16 protein-coding genes are annotated in these 22,446 nt (G+C 41.7%); 4 read left to right on the forward strand and 12 right to left on the reverse strand.

Annotated features, from left to right (window positions below):
- Window positions 1–45: 45 nt before the first annotated feature.
- The 4 genes from M2408_RS16120 to M2408_RS16135 all read right to left on the reverse strand — a co-directional run bounded on the left by M2408_RS16120 (window position 46) and on the right by M2408_RS16135 (window position 3,021).
- Entirely contained in the window at window positions 46–876 is an 831-nt protein-coding gene (locus M2408_RS16120; RefSeq protein WP_244211718.1) for a M48 family metallopeptidase, read from the reverse strand.
- Window positions 877–1,036: 160 nt separating this feature from the next.
- Complete coding sequence (gene plsY, locus M2408_RS16125; protein WP_259183333.1) at window positions 1,037–1,687, reverse strand: glycerol-3-phosphate 1-O-acyltransferase PlsY; 651 nt, start codon at window positions 1,685–1,687, stop codon at window positions 1,037–1,039.
- A 16-nt stretch (window positions 1,688–1,703) separates the two neighbouring features.
- Window positions 1,704–2,561 carry a carboxylating nicotinate-nucleotide diphosphorylase gene (gene nadC / locus M2408_RS16130; RefSeq protein WP_259183334.1) on the reverse strand — a complete coding sequence of 286 codons (858 nt, stop codon included), beginning with the start codon at window positions 2,559–2,561 and terminating at the stop codon, window positions 1,704–1,706.
- A 76-nt stretch (window positions 2,562–2,637) separates the two neighbouring features.
- Window positions 2,638–3,021, reverse strand: coding sequence for a DUF4783 domain-containing protein (locus tag M2408_RS16135; protein WP_167457247.1), 384 nt, complete (start codon window positions 3,019–3,021; stop codon window positions 2,638–2,640).
- A gap of 250 nt (window positions 3,022–3,271) precedes the next feature.
- Between M2408_RS16135 and gpmI the strand changes: the two genes are divergently transcribed.
- The 3 genes from gpmI to M2408_RS16150 all read left to right on the forward strand — a co-directional run bounded on the left by gpmI (window position 3,272) and on the right by M2408_RS16150 (window position 8,399).
- The gene (gpmI, locus tag M2408_RS16140) at window positions 3,272–4,804 is read left to right on the forward strand and encodes a 2,3-bisphosphoglycerate-independent phosphoglycerate mutase (RefSeq protein WP_259183335.1); all 1,533 of its coding nucleotides are present in this window, start codon (window positions 3,272–3,274) and stop codon (window positions 4,802–4,804) included.
- The gene (locus M2408_RS16145; protein ID WP_259183336.1) at window positions 4,785–5,375 is read left to right on the forward strand and encodes a hypothetical protein; all 591 of its coding nucleotides are present in this window, start codon (window positions 4,785–4,787) and stop codon (window positions 5,373–5,375) included. The genes gpmI and M2408_RS16145 overlap by 20 nt, the downstream gene beginning before the upstream one ends.
- A 726-nt stretch (window positions 5,376–6,101) precedes the next feature.
- Complete coding sequence (locus tag M2408_RS16150) at window positions 6,102–8,399, forward strand: TonB-dependent receptor (RefSeq protein WP_259183337.1); 2,298 nt, start codon at window positions 6,102–6,104, stop codon at window positions 8,397–8,399.
- A gap of 157 nt (window positions 8,400–8,556) precedes the next feature.
- On the opposite strand, the gene M2408_RS16155 is transcribed toward M2408_RS16150, so the two are convergent.
- Both M2408_RS16155 and M2408_RS16160 read right to left on the reverse strand, forming a co-directional pair.
- Complete coding sequence (locus M2408_RS16155; RefSeq protein WP_120259075.1) at window positions 8,557–9,111, reverse strand: ferritin; 555 nt, start codon at window positions 9,109–9,111, stop codon at window positions 8,557–8,559.
- A gap of 217 nt (window positions 9,112–9,328) precedes the next feature.
- On the reverse strand, window positions 9,329–9,979 hold the full coding sequence (locus M2408_RS16160) for a tetratricopeptide repeat protein (RefSeq protein ID WP_120259076.1): 651 nt from the start codon (window positions 9,977–9,979) through the stop codon (window positions 9,329–9,331).
- A gap of 346 nt (window positions 9,980–10,325) precedes the next feature.
- On the opposite strand from M2408_RS16160, the gene lon reads away from it, so the two are divergent.
- Window positions 10,326–12,803, forward strand: coding sequence for an endopeptidase La (lon, locus tag M2408_RS16165; RefSeq protein WP_259183338.1), 2,478 nt, complete (start codon window positions 10,326–10,328; stop codon window positions 12,801–12,803).
- A gap of 182 nt (window positions 12,804–12,985) precedes the next feature.
- Here lon and dctA read toward each other — a convergent pair whose 3' ends face one another.
- From dctA to M2408_RS16195, 6 genes are all read right to left on the reverse strand, one after another.
- A complete protein-coding gene (gene dctA, locus M2408_RS16170; RefSeq protein ID WP_259183339.1) occupies window positions 12,986–14,239 on the reverse strand; it encodes a C4-dicarboxylate transporter DctA in 1,254 nt (417 codons plus the stop codon).
- Window positions 14,240–14,243: 4 nt separating this feature from the next.
- A complete protein-coding gene (locus M2408_RS16175) occupies window positions 14,244–15,299 on the reverse strand; it encodes an alpha/beta hydrolase (RefSeq protein ID WP_120259079.1) in 1,056 nt (351 codons plus the stop codon).
- 296 nt (window positions 15,300–15,595) lie between these two features.
- On the reverse strand, window positions 15,596–17,506 hold the full coding sequence (locus M2408_RS16180; RefSeq protein WP_259183341.1) for an amidophosphoribosyltransferase: 1,911 nt from the start codon (window positions 17,504–17,506) through the stop codon (window positions 15,596–15,598).
- A gap of 120 nt (window positions 17,507–17,626) precedes the next feature.
- On the reverse strand, window positions 17,627–19,504 hold the full coding sequence (locus M2408_RS16185; protein WP_259183342.1) for an Nramp family divalent metal transporter: 1,878 nt from the start codon (window positions 19,502–19,504) through the stop codon (window positions 17,627–17,629).
- An 83-nt stretch (window positions 19,505–19,587) separates the two neighbouring features.
- The gene (locus tag M2408_RS16190; protein ID WP_259183343.1) at window positions 19,588–20,190 is read right to left on the reverse strand and encodes a 2'-5' RNA ligase family protein; all 603 of its coding nucleotides are present in this window, start codon (window positions 20,188–20,190) and stop codon (window positions 19,588–19,590) included.
- 64 nt (window positions 20,191–20,254) lie between these two features.
- A complete protein-coding gene (locus M2408_RS16195) occupies window positions 20,255–22,300 on the reverse strand; it encodes a gamma-glutamyltransferase family protein (RefSeq protein WP_259183344.1) in 2,046 nt (681 codons plus the stop codon).
- Between the last annotated feature and the right edge of the window lie 146 nt (window positions 22,301–22,446).

The following is a 22,446-nucleotide window of genomic DNA, read 5'->3' on the forward strand; positions in this document are numbered from 1 at the left end:
TTTTTATTATTTAATGTGAAGCATATATACTATGCTTGTATTTTTTTACTTTTTGTAATACCGCATTGCATTCGGAATCTGCTTCTCAATATCCGCAATACGTCTCGCATCGCTTGGGTGAGTGCTCAAGAACTCCGGTTGTCCTTTTTGACTTCCCGCTGCCATGCGCTTCCAAAATCCAATAGCTTCATTCGGATCGTAACCGGCCAATGCCATGATAATTAATCCTGCCTGATCTGCAGAAGATTCATCGCTGCGTGAGAACTTTAACTGAGCCAAGCTTCCCCCCAAACCATACAGATTGTTAAAAATTCCAAGGGAACTGCTTCCAGTCATTCCTGCTGCTGAGCCCAGAATCTGACCGCCCATTTGTAAAGCCATCTGGTTGGACGCCTGTGCTACGGAGTGCTCTTCAATAGCGTGGGCAATTTCGTGTCCCATTACTGTCGCCATACCAGCCTCGGTACGCGTTACTTGAAGTATTCCTGTATACACAGCCACTTTTCCACCAGGCATACACCAAGCATTCACATCATCACTCTTCACCAGGTTAAATTCCCAATTGAAATTATATTTATTGGCGATACCTTTGCTCTGCAAGTATTGATTGACAGCGGTTGCCAAACGGTTACCCACACGTTTTACCATTGCCGCATCAGCCGTACCGGTAATAACTTTTGTATTATTTTTTGACAAGAAATCTTTGTAAGCCAGTGCAGCCTGTTGGTTGACTTGGTCAGCACTGACCAATTTCAAATATTTTTTTCCAGTAACAGCCGAAGTAGCACAACCTGACAACCCCGATGCCAGTGCCACACAGGCCATTACGATAGCCGAATACTTAAACATGCTTTTCATATGTATCTTATTATTCATCTGTGTTTGTTTCAATTGCATTCATGAGCTCACAGGCCCAGTCTCGTTTTTAATGTTGTATGGAATGTTGGGGCTAGATTCGACAGGTTCTCTGTTTTTTCCAGCGCAGCTATTTCATAATAATCTATTAAATACTTTTTTTAGGATGCAATTATTGTGCCTATTCTTTTGCCTTGTTTTTTTTCTTGAATAGATAAATCTTGGATTCATGTCCTTTTAGCAGACGCTCAATATTCTTTTGATGGGTAATTAATAGCAGTGTACAGATGGCGATGCCATAAAGCAATACCGAAGGAATGGTAGTCTTAAAAATAAATGCCAAGCTAAATGGAAAAGCAAAACCGGCCGAAATTGAACTTAGGGACACGTAATGTGTCGTCAATAGGATAATGATAAATACGGATACACAAACTAAAGCTGCCGGTGTATGTATCGCCAAAATCATCCCGCACAATGTCGCTACCCCTTTTCCTCCCCGGAAGCCCGCAAATACAGGAAATAGGTGACCTATTACCGCAATCACTCCCAAGGCCAACTGAAAATTAACGAACTGAACATCACTGGTATTTTGGCCCAACTCAATCAGATAGGCGAGATTCGTTGCTGTCCAACCCTTGAATATATCTACAAACATCACGATGGAGCCGGCACGCGGTCCTAATACGCGAAAGGTGTTAGTCGCTCCAGCATTACCACTCCCATACTCACGAACATCTACGCCATAAAATGCCTGACCCAACCAAACTGCTGTAGGTATAGAACCAAACAAATAAGCTAGTAATACTGCAATTACTAAATAAATCGATATCATTAAATTAAATCAGTTCTTATAATAATTTGGCTTTCAGACTAAGATCTAAGCTCTTGACACTGTGTGTCAAAGCACCCACCGAGATATAGTCTACTCCAGCCTCTGCATAGGCCCGAATGGTTTCAAATGTTATTCCCCCAGAAGCTTCTGTCTTAAATCGATGATCGATAATTTTAACAGCTTTGGCCACATCCGCAGGTGAAAAATTATCCAACATGATTCGGTCCACTTCGCCAAAGTTAAGAACTTCGTCAAGTTCCGCAAAATTTCGGACCTCTATTTCTATTTCAATTGGTTTATTTAATTTCTTTCGATAGTCATTTGCTCGTGTCAACGCCGATACAATTCCACCGCTATAATCCACATGATTGTCTTTGATCAGAATCATATCGAATAATCCAAACCGGTGATTGGTACCTCCACCTATTTTGACCGCTTCTTTCTCCAATACCCGAAGTAAAGGTGTTGTCTTACGAGTATCCAATACCTGCGTATCCGTACCTTTCAACAGCTCCACATATTTTCGGGTTGTCGTCGCTATACCACTCATACGTTGCATCACATTCAATACCAAACGCTCTGCAAGTAGAATACTCTGGATATTTCCGCGAACATAAAATGCGATATCACCAACTTTTACCTGGCTTCCATCAGGAATAAATACCTCACAGGTCAAGGTTTCATCGATGTAACTCATGATCGCTTGAGCAACCTCTACGCCTGCCAAAATACCGTCGTCCTTAACAATCAGTTTTGCCTCTCCTTGTGCGCCCACCTCTATCGTGGATAAAGAGGTATGATCACCATCTCCGAGATCTTCCGCGACTGATTTTTTTACAAACTGCGCCAAATAATCCTTGATTTCCTTCTCCATAAATACAATTTATTGGGCTAAGATGTGGAATAATTTTTTAATCGAAAAATAGAATGATAAAAAAATAGCGTCTGACCTAACTTTTATCGATCCGAAGTTCTTCTATTGTCTGACTATTGGATCCCGCACTTATCTTGATAAATACCCGATAATTGGCTTGTTCTGTCGCTAATGAAAAGGTGAAGTATTGATAACCATTGTTTGCATTACTCGCTTGGGTCAGTTTGACGGTCTTGGGTTTATGTTGGTTAAAAAATGTGCCCAACATAATCTCGGACTGATATTTGGTATACACACCATTTTCTCCCAATAGGGACAAGGTCAGATTGGAACCAAAATACTTCGCGATATTCTTCGCATTCCCCTCCCTTAAATACGTTTTAAGTTCTTCAGAAATACTTCCCAAAGACTCCTCTCCTTCCCGTACAACAGGCTGTGATGAATAGTTTAAATCTTTCAAAAGATGCCCTGAGGCGTTAGTGTGTATAAAAAGACTATAAACAAATATAAATACGCAATAGCTTAAAAGTTTCATATAGCTCAAAATAAGACAGAACAGTTTCCACAATAGATGTAATCAATCATTAGGTAGCATAGTTTATACCAAACATAAACTATGCCACAAACCTATAAAATTATTGCATATAAACAAGGGAAGATTTTAAAGACGCATTGATAGATTCTAAAATTAAGGTTATCTTTGTTATACGATGAATAAGAAAAAAGTTGCACTCATGATCCTAGACGGACTAGGATACGGAAAACATGATAAATCAAATGCAGTTGAAGCTGCAAATACCCCATTTTTAGATCATTTATTGGAAACATACCCAAATTCAAGTCTGGAAGCTTCTGGTGAAGCCGTTGGCCTTCCTGATGGACAGATGGGTAACTCTGAGGTTGGCCACATGAATCTTGGCGCCGGAAGAGTTGTCTATCAAGAATTAGGACGTATCCACAAAGCGGTAAATGATGGCGTATTCAACACAGATATCGTTATCCAGGACGCATTTAAATATGCGCTTGAAAATAATAAAAAAGTACACTTTATCGGTTTACTTTCGGATGGTGGTGTACATGCACACACCAAGCACCTTAAAGGTCTTTGTGATGCCGCCAAACATGCTGGACTAAACAGTGAGCAGGTCTTCATTCATGCTTTTCTGGATGGTCGTGATACTGACCCTAATTCGGGAATCGGCTATGTTAAAGATCTACAAGAATATCTAAAAACGACTTCAGGCACATTCGCTTCTGCCATTGGTAGATATTACGCGATGGACCGTGACAACAGATGGGAACGCGTTAAGTTGGCTTATGATCTTTTGGTGAAAGCCGAAGGTGAAAAAACCAATGACCTGGTTGCTGCAATCCAAAAATCATACGATGCTGGAGTAACAGACGAATTTGTTAAACCAATCGCCTTGATTAATGAAGATGGTACTGCCGCAGCAACAATCCAGGAAGGTGATGTGGTCTTCTGTTACAATTTCAGAACAGACCGCGGTCGTGAAATCAGCATTGCACTGACACAGAAAGCTTTCCCTGAATATGATCTTGTACCGTTGAACCTGTACTATGTCACACTAACAGCCTATGACGAAACCTTCAAAAATGTACGTGTTGTTTTCCAAAAAGATAACCTGACAAATACCTTGGGTGAGGTGTTGGAAGCCAATCATAAAACACAGACCCGTATTGCCGAAACTGAAAAATATCCACACGTGACATTCTTCTTTTCGGGTGGCCGTGAACAACAATTCGAAGGTGAGAACCGTCTTTTGGTCCCTTCTCCGAAAGTGGCTACTTACGATCTTCAACCTGAAATGTCTGCAAATGGAATCACTGAAGCAATCGTCAATGATATGGAAATTCTTCAGCCTGACTTTATCTGTCTCAATTTTGCAAATCCAGATATGGTAGGCCATACCGGTGTATTTGAGGCTGTCGTAAAAGCAGTAGAAACAGTAGATCAATGCACAAAAACAGTGGTGGAAACAGGATTGAAAAATGGTTATTCATTTATCATCTTGGCTGATCACGGTAATTCAGAATTTATGGTCAATGAAGATGGATCACCAAATACGGCGCATACAACCAATTTGGTTCCTTGTATCTTGATTGATGATCACTACAAAAAAATCGCAGATGGTAAATTGGGTGATATCGCTCCAACCGTTCTAAAACTTTTGGGCGTAGATATCCCCGTTGAAATGACAGGAAATGTATTGGTATCAGAATAAGAATTTATATAAAAAATTAAGCAGCGCACTTCCACTACTGGTGGGAAGTGCGCTGCTTTTTTGGAGCTGCAGCTCCCCCTCTGGCCCGCAGAAAACTAAAAAAACAACGGATATCTTTTCGGTAGACTCTTTTTTCAGTGCCGAAGCACAACGCTTGCAGCAACTCAACCCTTCGGTGTTAAAATCCGTCAATAAAGACGGTGAAAAGGAACAACGTGAGCTCAAAATTGAAAACTGGAAAAACGAACTTTCAGCCTTCCAGTCTGCGGATATCAGCAAAAATTTTGATCCTGCACTCTACGATGTCAAAGCCGTAGATTGTGTAACGGAATTTACTGCCAAAAAGAAAGAACTGCAGATACAAAAACTCCGAATTGAGTTTGATCGTAAAAACGAAAAGGTTAAACACATCCAAATCGATAAGAAGATCGCAAACTCCCTTTATGATAGTGAGGAAAAACTGGATTATTATATCGATTCATTGTACAGTATTGTAAAACTTCAGGATGTACAAGGACTCGATGCAAACCAATATGAAATTATTGGGCGATTTGTACAATCAAAAAAATAGCTCATGCTGAAAAATGTCTTTATGCCCATTCATAAAGACATTTTTTTATTCCCCAATACAAACAAATAAATGCAACATCATTGCTTTATTTATTATTTTTCTTATCTTTGCTTCATTAATAGTCTGCAAAGACATCGTATAGAAAAATAAAGTGCGCAATATTTCATTGAACAAATTAGCAGCGTTAACGCTTTTAATGACCTTTTTAATCGGTCAGTTCATTGTCTATACCCATTCCCATGAGTCGCCGGCATTAAGTATAGTGGACTGCAGTCCAAAAAAACACCATGCGGACCATCCAAAATGTTCTATTTGCGACCAAAGTTCACATCCGCAATTACTCTTTCATTTTAGCCAAAATGAAATTTCTCTTCCTGAACGGGAAATAGCATTTGGTTTCTTTGTCCCTAGTGACCAAATGATCAGTGCATTGCTATCTGGCAATCGCGGTCCCCCCATTTGTTAAATTTCATCCACGATGCGACAACAAAGCTTTTATGGAAAGCCTTGTTTACTATGATCAGGAAGCAAAGAACCAAAATTTTGGTGATTGCTACTGGCGTATTCATAATGGATTTTCCTCTTAATTTAACAATCAAGCAATTCAATGATGAATTTCTCCGCATTGAACAGGTTATTTTTCACGACTGATGAAAAAGCAATTTTAATGCGACAGGTTATCATTTGGATAGACCCCATCTACTGATGGCATAAAAATATTTACAGATGAAACTCAAAATTAAAGGCAGCATATGTATGCTTGTCTGCTATTTCCTTCTATTCACGGCTAACGCCGCGAACATATCGGGCAAGGTGACAGATTCAAAAACGAATCAACCGATCGCGGGAGCGACCATATCTTTACTCCAACTCCGCTCAAGTACCTCTTCAGATCAACAGGGGCGTTATACATTCAAATCACTGCCCTCGAGTGGACGTTATCTTGTCGAAGTACGTTTTATTGGGTACCAATCGCTGATCAAAACGATAGATCTGACATCAGCGGATGTATCGGTCGATTTCGCATTGACAGAAAGTATAATCGAGACAAATGAGGTGGTCGTTACTGGTACCCTTGTGACTGCGCAAAGCCGTCGCAACAGCACTTCTGTCTCTGTTATTTCCAAAGACGAATTACAGGTTGGTGCGACAAATCTGATCGATGCGCTAGCCCGTCAGGTACCTGGTTTAAGTCAGATTACAACAGGACAGGGTATTTCTAAACCTGTCATCCGCGGTCTTGGTTATAACCGTGTTGTCACCGTCAATGATGGGGTGAAGCAAATGGGCCAACAATGGGGTGACGAACATGGTATCGAGATCGACCAAAATCAGCCCGACCGGGTAGAGGTACTTCGGGGTGCAGCTTCGTTGATGTACGGATCTGATGCCATCGGTGGTGTTATTAATATCCTCGAGCCCAGCGTTCCCACTGCAGGTGAAATAAAAGGCGAGCTGCTATCTAGTTATTCAACCAACAATGGACTGACCAACAACTCACTCATGCTTACAGGCAATGAAAACGGCTTTGTATGGCGCGGACGTGGATCTTATCAAAATGCGTATTCCTACAATACACCAGCAGGGCGCTATATCAATAGTGGCTTTAATAATACCAGCTTCAGTGGTATGCTGGGTTTAAATAAGCAATGGGGATATTCACACCTTAATTTTTCCTACCTCAAAAATAATATTGGTTTTTACGATGGTGAAGTCGGCGATCCATTATACAATGAATCTAAAAGCCGGACATTGGATTTCCCCAAACAGGATATCCGCCATTATAAGCTCGCGCTCAATAATAATTTTGTGATTGGCTCAGGAAATTTAAAACTGGACCTGGGCTACCAAAAAAATCAACGTCGCGAACTTGAAGAAGCGACACCTTCCCTATTTTTTGATTTAAATACCTACTCACTTGATGCGAAATATTACCTCGCTGAAAGAAACGGCTGGCAGCATGTCGTTGGTATCAGTGCCAGTCAGGAGCATAGTATCAACAAGGGTGTTGAATTTCTGATTCCTGCTTATGACCAGGTCGAATTGGGCGTTTTTGGTTATGCCAAGAAAACTTGGGGCGATAACACGTTCAATATGGGACTACGCTACGATTATGTCAATAGCAAGGGCAAACAGCTTTTCGTTGAGGATGAGGAGCAATTTCCGGGTTTTAAAAATAAATTCAGCAATATTAGCGGTGCTTTAGGCTTTACACATAGTTTCAGCGAAGATTTCAACTTCAAAGCAAATGCCGGATCGGCCTTCAGAGCACCTAACCCGGCAGAATTGGGCTCTAACGGCGTACACGAAGGTACATCACGCTATGAAATCGGTAATGAAAATCTGAAAGCAGAACGTAGTTTCCAAGCGGATGCAACCCTTGAATTTGGACATAGCATCGTCACCGGTAGTATCGGGATCTATGAAAATTATATTCATAATTTTATCTATGCTTCAGCAAAAAAGGGCGATACAAAAACCATCGTTGATGAGGACAATAATGAACAGACTTATGATGTTTATCGTTACGGTCAGGCAAATGCCAATCTTTATGGTTTTGAGGGAAGTCTAAACTTCCATCCGCTGAACTGGGTACACTTGGACAACACCTTTACCTATACCCATGCACAAAACAGGACTTTTGATAGGCCATTAGCATTGATTCCGGCAGGTGTTTTACACAACACACTACGCCTTGAGCCCAAAATAAATGGATTACATGCTTTTTATGTATCGGTAGGTTTAGACAATTATTTCAAACAGAATCGCGTTGACGAAACTTTTGAAACAGCAGCAGATTCGTATTCATTGATCAATGCTGGAATAGGCACTACCTTACATTTAGGAAAACAACAAGTGAAGCTGTACGCGACTGCGTCTAATCTCACCAACAAGCGTTATTACGATGCTTTAAGTAGACTACGTCCGGGAAGATTATCGCAAGAAAACCCTACTTATGGCGTTTATAATATGGGCAGGAACGTTACTTTTGGAATCTACCTCCCACTTAGTATAAAAAAATAAAGCGCCGAAGTTTTCTTAAAAGGCAGATTTGGCAAATGTGCTAAATAATATTTTGAGACTTCCTCTAAAAAATAATGTCCGAATTCTTAACGAATTCGGACATTATTTTTATGCGATCAGCGCACTAAAAATTATTCTCAGAATTTAAATTCTCGCCCTACTTAGGGTCATCTGCGGTGCCTTCCCGTGCCAAAGCTACATCGTCAGGCATGCTTTCTAATGAGGAATCTAATGCAAATAACGATTCATCTGAGGCCCGATCTCCACCGGCGATCTTCAATTTATCGATCAATTCAAGCGCAAGTTTCTCTTCTTCGATCTGCTCTTTGACAAACCATTGTGCAAAATTCCATGTCGCCCAATCTTTCTGCTCCATAGACAGATTGACAATAGTATAAATCGCTTCGGTATTATCTACTTCATGTTTAAATACCCGCTGGAAACATTCCGTCAAGGTCTTTGGATCTGCTGGTGGTGCTGAAATGGCCTGGATCCGGGGACGCCCTCCTCTTTCCAGTATGTACCCCATAATTTTGGTCATATGATTCCGTTCCTCTTGCGCATGTCGATATAGGAAATTGGCGATACCACCGTAACCTTGATCGTCGGCCCATACACCCAAAGCCAGATAAATTTGCGCAGCTTCGGCTTCTTTTGTCATTTGACTGATTAAAATATCCTGCATTTCTGCAGACAATCGATTCGTTTCCATATACTAAATTCCTGTTGATTCAATAAAGGAACAGTATTGCGAAGTATTTCGTTTGCAAATTTATCAAAGACAGACGGCAGAGCGGATCAGTCGTATCAAGAGAATCCTCAGAAGCTATTGGATAACCTAAAGAATGAAAAGAGCAAGGTGCTAAGTACCTTCATAAAAAAAGGGAAGCTCAGTTGAGTTTCCCTTTTTTCTATCCTATAAGATAAGCTTATTTCAAGTTATCTCTATATACTTTTGCTTTTTTGACTTCTGTTTGAATATCTTTTTTAGAAGAATCAAAGCTCAATACTTTTTCATAATCCTTGATTGCATTATTATAAGCATCTGTAGCCATTGCTTTGTTGTAATTAGGTGTACCAGCTGTACCGATCAAAATACCCAAATCGCGGTTTGCGATTGCTCTATTTTGATAGAACTTTGAGTCAGTAGGTGTGATAGCGATCGCTTTTGAATAATCTTCAATCGCTACGCGCAACAACTGTTCTTTGTTTGCCGCAGACACTTTGTTTGCTTGAATTGCAAGAGTATTGTTTGCTTTTGCTTTAAAGTACAATGCATTTGCATTTTTAGGGCTTAATGCAACAACCTTACCGAAAGTTTCAGCTGACTTTTTATAATCACCATTTTGAAATTGGGAGTAACCCAACATATACAAGACATCCGGATCTTTGCCTTCCTGCGGTAAAGCTTTTGTCAAGTATGACTCTGCATTTTTGAAGTCACCATCCAAAAGAGCTTTTTGGCCCATTCTCACATTGGCATTGCTATGCTCAGCTTGTTTTTGTTGTGCATTGGCACCAAGTGCAACCAAAGCAAAAACTCCTGTGAACAAACCTAATTTAAGTGATTTTAAGTTCATATCTAAATAGTTACGTTTTTTCAATATACCTTATTAATGATCAATATTGATCGTTTATTATCCCAAGAAAAAATAGTCCTGTTGCTTCACCTCTCGCAAGAATCTGCCATCGTTTATTCTTTCACATTCCAATATTACAATTATTATGCCTATTTATCCAACAAATGGCAGATAAATTTTATTTAACCTGCCTTTTTTGCATATTCTAGAAAATAGATTAGTAATTTTGCTACCTTTTAGCAATTGGCACTTCCCTTGCAATATAGGGGAAACAATATTTGAAGCTTAAAATTTGAAGGTCTGCCGACAACATGTCAGCGACTGCCAAATACACAAAATAAACACTATGAGCAAATTCGAAACTTTTGATTTCAGTCAGGCTATTCCAATCGTTACGGAAGACACAGAATTCTTCCCCCTATTGACACAGCAGGATGAAGACGATATGGCAAATGCTGAAATTCCAGAAGCACTATCTATTTTGCCTTTACGCAATACCGTATTATTTCCCGGTGTTGTCATTCCGATCACTGTAGGAAGGGATAAATCCATCAAATTGGTTAAAGAAGCTTATAAGGGCAACAAAACAATTGGTGTGGTTTCACAAAAGGATATGACAGTAGAGGACCCTGGGTTTGAGGAGTTGAATAAGGTGGGTACTGTTGCCCATATTATCAAAGTGCTGCAGATGCCTGATGGAAACACCACCGTCATCATCCAGGGAAAGCAACGTTTTAACTTGATAGAGATCTTAGAAACCGAGCCTTATCTCAAGGCGCGTGTCGAGAAATTCAACGAGGCAAAACCCAAGATGACAAAACATTTCAAGGCGACAATATCCACCTTGAAGGAAATGGCATTACAGATTATTCAGCTTTCACCCAATCTACCCAGCGAAGCTGGTATCGCAATCAAAAATATTGAAAGCCCTTCTTTTCTGATCAATTTTATTTCGTCCAACATCAATGTCGAAATGATCAAAAAACAAGAGCTTCTTCAAATACCAAAGGTTGAAAACCGTGCAAAGCTCTTGTTGGAATTGTTGACCTTGGAAATCCAAATGTTGGAACTGAAACATCAGATCCAGAATAAGGTGCGTGTCGACCTAGATAAGCAACAGCGGGATTATTTCCTGAACCAACAATTGAAAACTATCCAGGAAGAGCTTGGTGGAAATACACCTGACCTTGAGCTGGAAGAGCTTAAAAAGCGTGGTAAAACAAAAAAATGGGGCCTTGATATCGAAAAACATTTTAACAAGGAACTTGAAAAGCTATCACGTATCAATCCAGCTGCTGCAGATTATTCCGTTCAGTTAAACTATCTTGAACTGCTGCTTGATCTTCCATGGAACGAAACGACCAAAGATAATTTTGACTTAAATAAAGCACAAAAAGTCCTGGACAAGGATCATTATGGGTTGGAAAAAGTCAAAAAACGTATCATTGAATACCTCGCGGTATTGAAACTGAAAAATGATATGAAAGCTCCTATCCTTTGTTTGGTAGGCCCTCCAGGAGTTGGTAAAACCTCCCTAGGAAGATCTATCGCCAAAGCATTGGGACGTAAATATACACGTATGGCCTTGGGTGGTGTGCGCGACGAAGCCGAAATCAGAGGCCACCGTAAAACGTACATCGGTGCAATGCCAGGCCGTATTATCCAATCGCTGAAAAAAGCAGGTGCTGCCAATCCGGTCTTTATCCTGGATGAGATCGATAAAATGAGCGCAGATTTTAAAGGCGATCCCTCTTCTGCCCTACTAGAGGTATTGGATCCGGAGCAAAATACACATTTCTACGACCATTATGTGGAAATGGAATTTGACCTTTCCAAAGTAATGTTTATTGCAACAGCCAATTCGCTAAGTGCTATCCAGCCAGCTTTATTGGACCGTATGGAAATCATCGAAGTCAATGGATATACCATTGAGGAGAAGATTGAAATAGCGAAAAAACACTTGCTACCCAAACAACGTGAAATGCACGGTATGGCTGCAAAGGATGTTGCTCTAAAAGGTAAGATTATCGAAAAAATCATTGAAGACTATACCCGAGAATCGGGCGTACGTGGACTGGAAAAGAAAATTGGTTCGATCGTCCGTGGTATTGCGACACGTATTGTCATGGAAAAAGATTATAATCCAAGTATCAACGATCAGGATGTTGTGGATATCCTGGGCGCTCCGATCTTTGATAAAGATATCTACGAAAACAATAATGTTGCCGGTGTGGTGACTGGCTTAGCCTGGACTTCCGTGGGCGGTGATATTCTATTTATCGAATCCTCTTTAAGTCCCGGTAAAGGACGCTTGAGCCTGACAGGTAACCTTGGTGATGTCATGAAAGAATCCGCTTCTATTGCCTTAGCTTATTTAAAAGCTCATGCTGCTGATTTCGGGATCGACTACAAGGTATTTGATCATTGGGACATCCATATCCACGTGCCTGCAGGTGCCATTCCTAAGGATGGTCCATCCGCTGGGGTAACAATGCTTACTGCGCTGACATCTCTATTTACCCAACGTAAGGTTAAAGAGAAATTGGCTATGACAGGTGAAATTACACTACGTGGAAAAGTGTTACCAGTAGGTGGTATCAAAGAAAAGATCCTTGCGGCGAAACGCGCGAACATCAAAGATATTATCCTTTGCAAATCCAACGAAAAAGATATCCTTGAAATCAAGGAAGATTATATCAAAGATATGCAGTTCCATTATGTGACCGAAATGGCACAGGTGATCAAACTAGCACTTCTAGAAGAAAAAGTAGATGGTGCTTTAGATCTAACTCAAGGAATTGAAAACACAAAAAAAGAGGCTTAATCGCTTCTCAAGAGTTTAGATAAGTTTATTCAGAAAAACGGGGTGTCCAAAAATATTGGACACCCCGTTTTTCTTTTATGTGGCCCGTATTCTCACTGTGTCGTGTCAAAGACTCAATAACCATGGGATTCTCTATTCGTTTTTTGAACACAAACTTTATGATCATCCGGTTCTATGCGCTATCAACCAAGTTTCTCATGGAGGACTTCCTCATCCAGGCTATTTTCATATTTGGAAATCACGAGTGTCGCTGCCGAATTGCCAATCAGATTGGTGATGGCCCTTGCTTCACTCATAAACCGATCCACCCCAAACACCAATGCCACGGACTCAACAGGCACATGTCCGACCACGGGCAAAGTTAGCGCCAAGGTCACAAAACCACTTCCAGTCACACCCGCAGCTCCTTTTGAGGTTAACAACAGAACCAACAGCAAGGTAATTTCCTGCTGCAAGGTCAGGTGCATATTGAGTGCCTGCGAAATGAATACCGCTGCCATAGTCAGGTAAATACTCGTCCCATCTAGGTTAAAGGAATACCCTGTCGGGATCACCAAACCTACTACGGACTTCGCACAACCTGCATCCTCCATTTTCTGCATAATGCCCGGCAATGCTGATTCCGAAGAAGAGGTTCCCAATACAATCAAAATCTCATCTTTGATATATTTCAGGAATTTGAAAATATTAACCTTCAGGTAGAAGTGTAATACCGCACCAATAACAATAATGACAAAGATAAAACAGGTCAGATAGAAACTTAACATCAACATCCCCAACTTGGTCAAGGCTTGAATACCAAACTTTCCAATGGTAAATCCCATCGCACCCATGGCTCCCAATGGAGCAAGATACATCACCATCTTAATAATGGAGAAAAGTACCTTTAGAAAAGATTGCAGCACATTGATAACGGGTTCAGCAGCTTTTTGACCGACCTTGGTCATCCCTATCCCAAAAAGCACCGCAAAAACCAGTACCTGCAATATATTATCTGAGGCAACCGAAGCGATCACGTTCTCCGGAATAATATCCATGATAAAGTCCATGAAACTGTGTGGCTTCTGGGACTCGGTAATATAATGTGATACCGAAGATGTATCCAGACTCGCCAGATCGGCATTCATGCCCGTTCCGGGTTCAATCAGATTGACAAAGATCAAACCGATAATCAATGCAATCGTGGTCATGACTTCGAAATAGATAATCGATGTCAGTCCAATCTTCCCTACTTTCTTCACGTCCTGCATCCCTGCAATACCGATCACGATCGAACTGAAGATCAGGGGTGCTATCACCATCTTGATCAACTTGATAAAGACATCACCCAGCGGCTTTAGTTTAACGGCAAAATCCGGGAAATAGACCCCACAGAAAATACCGATCAATATACCGACGATAACCTGAAAATAGAGACTCTTAAAAATATGTTTCATTGTCTTAACGAGTGACGGCTATCCCATCGGCTTTTAACATGCCCTTGAATTTGGGGTTTCGGATATATTTATTAAAATCATGGCTTTTCATCCCCGTAAAATCAGTATACTGCATAAAAGGATAATACTTGACCAGCTCATTGTACACATCCACTTTATACCCCAGGTCGGTAGCTTTCAGCTTATTGGAAAGAAAACCGACAAACTTCTTCAACATCACATCGGTGTTATTGACGGTGATGTGAATCTTCTTGACCTGTTTACTAAAGGTTCGGTAGGAATCGGTTCCTTTCTCTACATCTTTTGATTTAAAATCTTCGATACCGATCGCCGGAGCGAGCATAATACACATGATATCGTTTCCGTTTTCGGCAAGTTTTTTTGCTCCATCAACATCAACATTATGATTTTCCAGTGTACCCTTTGCGAAACTCGTACTGAATGTTGCACTGCTCAGAGCACTCAATACAACTGAAGCGCCCCGACTATGTGAGATCAGGATAATCTTCTTATTGCTGATGCTATTCAGGAGATTGCGTAATCCAAACTCACCTGCCATTTGGCTAAATGAGGTAGCAGAAAACCAAACTTTAGCGCCGCCAAAAGGATTTGTCGTATGTAAACCATCCCAATAAAACTTAACCACCTCATCTTTATTCGTATTGAGCTTTAATAACTTGCGCATATACTCATAGCTCTCATTGACCTCATCTGATGGTGCATTGAATCCATGCACAAATATAAATACACGGTCTTTCGCTTTTACTTTGCTGCCCACAGCCAACATTCGGGTCTTTTCAAAACCTTTCAACTGGCTTTCAATTCCTTTTTCTGTTGCAATCTTCATCAGGGAATAGGCATTCACATCACCACTTTTAGGTGGTTCACCATACGTTTTGCGCCAATTGTCCGGATAGAAGTTTCCATTCTGATCCACAAAGGAATTCACGATATTCGGTTTGTCAAATGAATTGGGGTAAGGATCCTTGGGCACGTTATGGGCTATATCACAGGAAACCATTGAAAAAAGAAGAAAAAGATAGAAAAGTTGTCCTCTCATGGAGCTATTTATTTACGCTGTTAAAAACCTTAATTTCAATAAGGCCAAAGATTGATTGAATCATAAAAGTATATATTGGCAAAATACAGCAAATACCTTATGATAGCCTGCTGTGTCATTATAATCAATTCCGTATTACGAATATATAAAAAAAGAAGCTGTACAAAAAGTAAAAGCTCTTCTTGGCGACTCCCTTGGGTCCAGCATATAAAAAAAAGACCTCGCGGGGTAAAAACAAGATGAAAGAAAAAGGGGCAGTCCATCTTGAACGCCCCCTTCTTCTGATATTTTTATACTTAGCTACTGAAGTATGCACGTACATTTTTACCTTCAATCCAGTTCATATAGGCTTTATTAACAACCTTATTACCACCTGGGGTAGGGTAATCACCAGAGAAATACCAATCTCCAGTATGCGCCGGACATGCTTTATGTAAATTATCCAAGGTTTGATACACCACCTCAAGCTCCGCTTTTAAATGGTGTGGTCTAACGATACGGCCAATTTCTTCGGAAATCTCCTGATCTGTAAATGGCGCATAAATGGCTTTCACATAGTTTTCGATTTCATTGACATCCTGTGTCATCGACAACAGACATTTCTGGTACACTTCATCAATAATATGTGCCATACCACGTTGTTTCAACAGGTTGATTGCTGCTTCAAATGCAACGAATTCACCCATACGTGACATATCGATACCATAACAATCTGGGTATCGAATTTGAGGTGCAGAGGAAACGATCACAATTTTCTTCGGATTCAAACGATCCAAGATTGTCAGGATACTTTGTTTCAAGGTCGTTCCACGTACAATGGAGTCATCAATTGCAACAATGGTATCTTCATGATCTTTAACAATGCCATAAGTGGTATCATACACATGTTGTACCATATCTGTACGATCCGCATCCTGCGTAATGAAGGTACGCAATTTAGCATCCTTTACATTCAGTTTTTCAAAACGAGGTTTGATGCTCAAGATCTCATCCAACTCCTCATCAGAAATTTTCTCTGCACGTTTTAATAAGGTCTCTTTTTGGAAATCCCTGACGTAGGTATTGATACCATCCATCAAACCGTAGTACGATACTTCGGCCGTATTGGGGATAAAAGAGAATACGGTATTCTTAATATTACTTTTGACAGATTCCAGTACCTGTGGCACTAATAATCTACCCAATTCTTTACGCTCTTTATAGATATCAGCATCTGACCCACGAGAGAAATAGATACGCTCAAAAGAACAAGAACGTTGTTCAACAGGTTGTCTAAACATTTCCTGTGACACAGTACCATCTTTTTTAGCGATCAAGGCATGGCCCGGTTTAATTTCTTTCACGGCACCGATAGGCACATTGAATGCAGTCTGGATAACTGGTCTTTCGGAAGCTACAACTAAGATTTCCTCATCTTGATAGTAGAATGCCGGACGGATACCCGCAGGATCACGCATCACGAAAGCATCGCCATGACCAAAGATACCAGCGATGGTATAACCACCATCCCAAGTCTTTGCTGAACGCTTTAGGATCTTGGAGACATCAATGTTTTTGGCGATCAATGAACTGATCTCGACATTGGAATACCCTTCTTTTTTGAATTGATCAAAAAGCTCCTGGTTTTCATCATCTAAGAAATGTCCAATTTTTTCCAAAACGGTTACGGTATCCGCTTTTTCTTTTGGATGTTGTCCCAACTCATACAATTGTTGCAAAAGTTCATCAACATTGGTCATGTTGAAGTTACCCGCAACAACAAGATTGCGTGACATCCAGTTGTTTTGTCTTAAAAATGGGTGACAGCTTTCGATACTGTTCTTTCCATGCGTTCCATAGCGCAAATGTCCTAAAAGTACTTCTCCAGTAAAACTGACATTATCTTTTAACCATTGGGTATCCTTTGACTGATCTGGAAATGCCTTCTGAACAGAAGCAAATTTTTTCTGTACATATTCGAATATGTCTGCCACAGCAGTTGAGCCCATAGCTCTGTAACGCGAAATGTAACGATTTCCAGGTTTAACATCAAATTTAATGGTTGCAATTCCAGCCCCGTCTTGTCCACGGTTGTGCTGTTTTTCCATTAATAGGTACAATTTGTTGATGCCATAGAATGGCGTACCATATTTTTCCTGATAATAAGATAAGGGTTTTAACAGGCGAATTAGTGCGATTCCGCACTCGTGTTTAATAGCGTCGCTCATATCTTGATTTGATGACGCAAAAGTAAGAATTATTTAGCACTTACCGATCCATCCCCACACTTTTTCCGCAATAAAATTACAGTGAATAGACAGTGTCTCTTTGCGATAGGTTTCAAAGCCTTATTGTGCGATAAAAACCGGAACTTTTACAGCATGACGCAATTTGTTTACAGTCTCACCAAACACAAAGTCTTTGACTCCGGTATGACCGTGACTCCCCACGACCAAGAGGTCAGCATGATATTTTTCGCAGACTTCGGCAATGCTCTTGATCCGATTGTTGTAGCCAAGTTCATATTCCGTTTGATGCCCTTTGGACAATAAAAAGTCAGCATATAGCTTTAAGCGTTCCAAATCCTGTCGTGACTCAAAATCATCAGTAGACTCGCCTGTATATTTAACGGAGGCACTTTCGACAATGTGGACAACGACAAAGCTGGTATCGGCATGTGACAACTGCAACGCGTATTGTATTACTTTTTGATCTGAACTTGAAAAATCCAAGGCAATCACCACCTTCTTGAAAGATCCTCTGTCCTCAAAATGTAAAGCTTCAAATGGAGGGTGCACTTCCAACTCGATCGGTTTTGATTTGCGCATAATGGGAATTAATACCGTCATGATCAGCAGAAAGAGCAGACCAACGGCTCCCAGAATAAGTAACACTGTGACAAAAAAATTGTTTGCTTCGGTAATCCATCCGGTGACCTCGTCATAAACCAACTTAAAATTCAGCACGGCTATCACAGCGGCTATCAACCAGGCAAAAGCCTTGGTCAGGGGTTTAATTGCAAAGATGCCCATCTTGGCCTTGTCACTGACAAAGTGAATCAGTGGTATTACCGCAAAGGCCAGCTGCATACTCAAGATCACCTGGCTAAAGATCAACAACTGCCCTACTCGCCCTTCGCCGGAAATCAGGATCACCAATACAGCGGGTATAATTGCCAAAAGCCGCGTGATAATCCGGCGCAGGGTCGGACTGATACGCAGTCTTAAGTAACCTTCCATTACAATCTGTCCCGCCAGGGTTCCTGTGACCGTTGAACTTTGGCCCGCTAGGATCAATGCTACAGCAAATAGCTTCGAGGCCCATTCTGTACCGAGTAAATTGCCCAATAAATGGTAGGCATCTTCCAGTTCGGCAACATCATGCATACCATTTTTATGAAATACGGATGCTGCAAGGATCAAAATTGCCGCATTGACCAGGAATGCTAGGTTCAATGCGATTGCACTATCCCAAAAATTATATTTTAATGATTTTCGTATGGAGACTTCATTTCGGTCAATCTTTCGGGTCTGCACCAGGGCAGAATGCAGGTAAAGGTTGTGTGGCATGACGGTAGCACCGATAATACCAATCGCTATATAGAGCGCAGCACTATTGGGAATGCTCGGAATAAAACCTGTGACTACTTCGGAGAAATCAGGCTTAGCCAAAAACATCTCCACCATAAAGCACATGCCGATCATGGAAATTAAACCGATGATAAAGAGTTCCATTTTGCGCATACCTAACTTCTGTAAATAGAGTAACAGGAAGGTGTCCGCAAAACTGATCAGTACCCCCCAGAGCAGATCAATGCCGAACAACAGGTTGAGGCCAATGGCCATACCCAGTACTTCGGCCAGATCACAGGCAGCAATCGCAATCTCGGCTAGGACATACAGCACAAAATTCATCCGCTTGGGGTAAGTCTCGCGGTTACATTGCGCCAGATCCTTCCCTCTCACGATACCCAATCGCGCACAGAGGTTTTGCAGCAATAGCGCCATAATATTGCTCATCAGCAAGACCCAAATCAAAGCATAGCCAAACTGACTTCCCCCCGCGAGGTCCGTCGCCCAGTTGCCCGGATCCATATACCCCACACTGATCAGATAGGCTGGGCCGAAAAAACTGAGTACCTTTTTGAATTTGGATTTTCCTTGATTGACATCCACACTTTCATGGATATCGGATAATGATTTATGATGGGAGTCGTCGTGATGCATAGTTTACATGAGGACAATATCTTTTATTGCTAGGGCTAAAGATAAAAAGCTTTACATTACTAGGCAATTAAACAGCCATATAATTAGAATTTAAATGAAAGTTGTCCAGAATTTTCTTTCGACTGATTGCCAAATTTGACAAAATCAACGGGTTCATACTGCCCCATGTCCGGATTAAAGCGGCGGATATGCACACCGCTACACATAAAACTCAGATCAACTGAGCGCAATAGTTTTTTTGCGAAATCGAGCCGTTCTGGTTCCAATCTACGTCCAATAGAAATATGCGGTTCATCACTGATTTCGATCAGATCAAAGGAGTTGAGGGTATGTACGACCTTTCGGGTCCGATCCTTTAGGTAACTTCGGGCATGTACCGTGGGAGCAATATAAAAAGCTCCTCCAACGAAAGAGGAAAAATGATCAAAATAAACATACTGACTACGCTCATAGAGCATCGTTTGTTGTAAAGCGGCAATGGCCTGTGCCAGTGTATCCTCATTTCCGGCAAAAGCACAAATGGTCACATGGGCTTTGGAATTGCAGCTGTGATACCAGCCTTTGTCCTTATCTGGAAATTCTTCGGCCAAGGCCGCTCTCAACTGCTGCTTTAAACCGTCCACCAATACTAAACCCGCTTCATCAGGCTGAAAAACAAACGAATACTTATTGACACTACCCTCCATAACAAAAAATCACCTTTTGATCAGTAGGTAAGATACCAAATACGATGGAGATAACAAAACGATACTACCATCCTATTCCATAGTCCTCCCCATTGTTGCTGCTACCGCCCCAGAGTGTACCATGTTGCTGGTCGAAATAGATCGCATTGATCGGACCACTATTTCGTTCACCAAACTGTATGCTATAGCCCATTGTCTTAAGTTTTTCGACAACTTCCTTCGGCGTGCGTTTGTCCAGTAATAAGCTTCCGGCACGAGGTTTTCGGTCGTCTATTTTGGTGCCACCCAAAGATAACCACAGTTGATTACTATTGATATTCGGCGCCTCACTTGCCTGCTGTGGTGTCATGCCGAACTCCACGGTATTCAGAAAGAATTGCAGCAGATTCTGATCCTGTGTGTCACCTCCCTGTACCGCAAAAGATAGATATGGTTTTCCCTCTTTTAGTGCCAGCGCCGGTGTAAGCGTTACACGTGGCCGTTTGCCCGGTGCCACGACATTAAAGGGATTGATCAGCGAGTCGAGGACAAAACTTTGTAAGCGTTGGCTCATACCCACCCCCGTGTTTCCGGCGATACAGGCCGGTAGCCAGCCTCCACTCGGCGTGATCGAAACAACCCAGCCTTCGGCATCTGCCGCTTCCACACTGGTCGTTCCACGCAACAGCCGATCCATATAGACACTATCTGTTGCCAGAGAGGCCCAGAGGGCTGTATCCGGCAGGGATAACAAGGATGATGTTGAATTCGCATCGTGCTTGGGAACAAAATCTTTTTTTGACTCCGTATCCGGAGTGAATTGTTTGCTACGTTGTTGAAGTAGCTTGGCAAAAGGATTCTTCTTTCCTTCATAAGGATAAGGATCGCCCGGAAGAACCTGTGGATTGTTCTGCTGCGGATCAATTGTGGCGGCCCGTGCCTTGGCATAAGACTCACTTAATAAACCCTGAATAGGTGCCTTAGGTTTGAAATAGGGATCCCCATAATAAAAATCCCGGTCTGCAAAGGCCAGATTCATGACCTGATATATTGTATGTATATAGGGCGCTGAGTTATAGCCCATGCTTTTTAGATCAAAATTTTTCAGCAGCTGCAAGCTCTGCAGCATAGCTGGTCCCTGCGTCCACTCCTGTAATTTATAGACGTCTATACCTTTATAGTTAACATGCAAAGGTTCTTCTTCAATGGGTTTCCAGTTGGCAAGGTCTTCTTTGGTAATCAAGCCCCCCTGCTCTTTACTGCCACGGACAAACTCATCCGCAATATCTCCTTTATAAAAGCGGTCGTAGGCGGCCATGATGGCTGTTTTTCGGTCTTTACCGGCTGCAAGGGCTTTCTTTTCCGCTTCAACAAGCTTGGTTAATGTTTGAAGCAGATCCTGCTGTACAAAGAGCTCGCCGGCTTCGGGAGCTTCCCTTTCTGTCCCTTGATGGACCAAGAAGACTTTTTTGCTGTATGGCCATTCTTTAATACGCTCTTTACCACGTTCGATACTGTTAGCGGTCTGTGCATCAATGGGATAACCGGCCGCCATTTCTAGTGCTGGTGCTAGTACTTCGGCCAGGCTCTTGGTGCCATATTGGGCCAGCATGTAACATAAGCCCCCCGGCGTGCCGGGTGTAACCGCGGCAAGAGGGCCGTATTCTGGCGGAAATTCATAGCCCTTTGACCGAAAGAAATCAACCGTTGCCCCTGTCGGCGCGACACCGAGTGCATTGATAGCAATCACTTTTTTTAATTTCGGATGATAGATCAGCGCCTGTGTCTCTCCACCCCAGCTGAGCACGTCCCACATGGTACAGGTTGCCGCAAGCATTGCACAAGCAGCATCAATAGCATTGCCCCCTTGGTGGAACAGCTGGGCACCAGCAGTCGCGGCCAAAGGCTTACCTGTAATCGCCATCCAGTGTTTACCATGCAATGGCGGCTTCTCCGTACGTTGTGTCTGTCCCTGAACTGGCGCAAATGTTGTCATCATTCCAACAAATGCAGTGAATAGCACATATTTTCTTTTCATCCCTGTTATTATTTTTTGTCCAAAGTCCACCCCTTTGGTCTCCTCTGCTATTGAAACAGGGATACCAGGCCGGATTTGCGCATCGTAGCACATGTAATAGTTATTGAAGACAAGATAGGAATTTTTTAAAAATCATCTGACTATTGGTGTAAACCCTCCGTACAAAACGGTAGCCAGATTTTTTAAAAACAAAGAGCCCATCTCAACCGCAGTTGATATGGGCTCTCTATATCGCCTTT

It is taken from the genome of Sphingobacterium sp. BIGb0165 (genome assembly GCF_024810095.1).
In the GTDB taxonomy this organism is placed as follows: domain Bacteria; phylum Bacteroidota; class Bacteroidia; order Sphingobacteriales; family Sphingobacteriaceae; genus Sphingobacterium; species Sphingobacterium detergens.

Excerpts from the sequence above, each read along its gene's own strand:
- M2408_RS16120 (WP_244211718.1), bottom strand. The coding sequence starts at position 876 with ATGAATAATAAGATACATATGAAAAGCATGTTTAAGTATTCGGCTATC.
- plsY (WP_259183333.1), bottom strand. The coding sequence starts at position 1,687 with ATGATATCGATTTATTTAGTAATTGCAGTATTACTAGCTTATTTGTTT.
- nadC (WP_259183334.1), bottom strand. The coding sequence starts at position 2,561 with ATGGAGAAGGAAATCAAGGATTATTTGGCGCAGTTTGTAAAAAAATCA.
- gpmI (WP_259183335.1), top strand. The coding sequence starts at position 3,272 with ATGAATAAGAAAAAAGTTGCACTCATGATCCTAGACGGACTAGGATAC.
- M2408_RS16145 (WP_259183336.1), top strand. The coding sequence starts at position 4,785 with ATGTATTGGTATCAGAATAAGAATTTATATAAAAAATTAAGCAGCGCA.
- M2408_RS16150 (WP_259183337.1), top strand. The coding sequence starts at position 6,102 with ATGAAACTCAAAATTAAAGGCAGCATATGTATGCTTGTCTGCTATTTC.
- M2408_RS16155 (WP_120259075.1), bottom strand. The coding sequence starts at position 9,111 with ATGGAAACGAATCGATTGTCTGCAGAAATGCAGGATATTTTAATCAGT.
- M2408_RS16160 (WP_120259076.1), bottom strand. The coding sequence starts at position 9,979 with ATGAACTTAAAATCACTTAAATTAGGTTTGTTCACAGGAGTTTTTGCT.
- lon (WP_259183338.1), top strand. The coding sequence starts at position 10,326 with ATGAGCAAATTCGAAACTTTTGATTTCAGTCAGGCTATTCCAATCGTT.
- dctA (WP_259183339.1), bottom strand. The coding sequence starts at position 14,239 with ATGAAACATATTTTTAAGAGTCTCTATTTTCAGGTTATCGTCGGTATA.
- M2408_RS16175 (WP_120259079.1), bottom strand. The coding sequence starts at position 15,299 with ATGAGAGGACAACTTTTCTATCTTTTTCTTCTTTTTTCAATGGTTTCC.
- M2408_RS16180 (WP_259183341.1), bottom strand. The coding sequence starts at position 17,506 with ATGAGCGACGCTATTAAACACGAGTGCGGAATCGCACTAATTCGCCTG.
- M2408_RS16185 (WP_259183342.1), bottom strand. The coding sequence starts at position 19,504 with ATGCATCACGACGACTCCCATCATAAATCATTATCCGATATCCATGAA.
- M2408_RS16190 (WP_259183343.1), bottom strand. The coding sequence starts at position 20,190 with ATGGAGGGTAGTGTCAATAAGTATTCGTTTGTTTTTCAGCCTGATGAA.
- M2408_RS16195 (WP_259183344.1), bottom strand. The coding sequence starts at position 22,300 with ATGTGCTACGATGCGCAAATCCGGCCTGGTATCCCTGTTTCAATAGCA.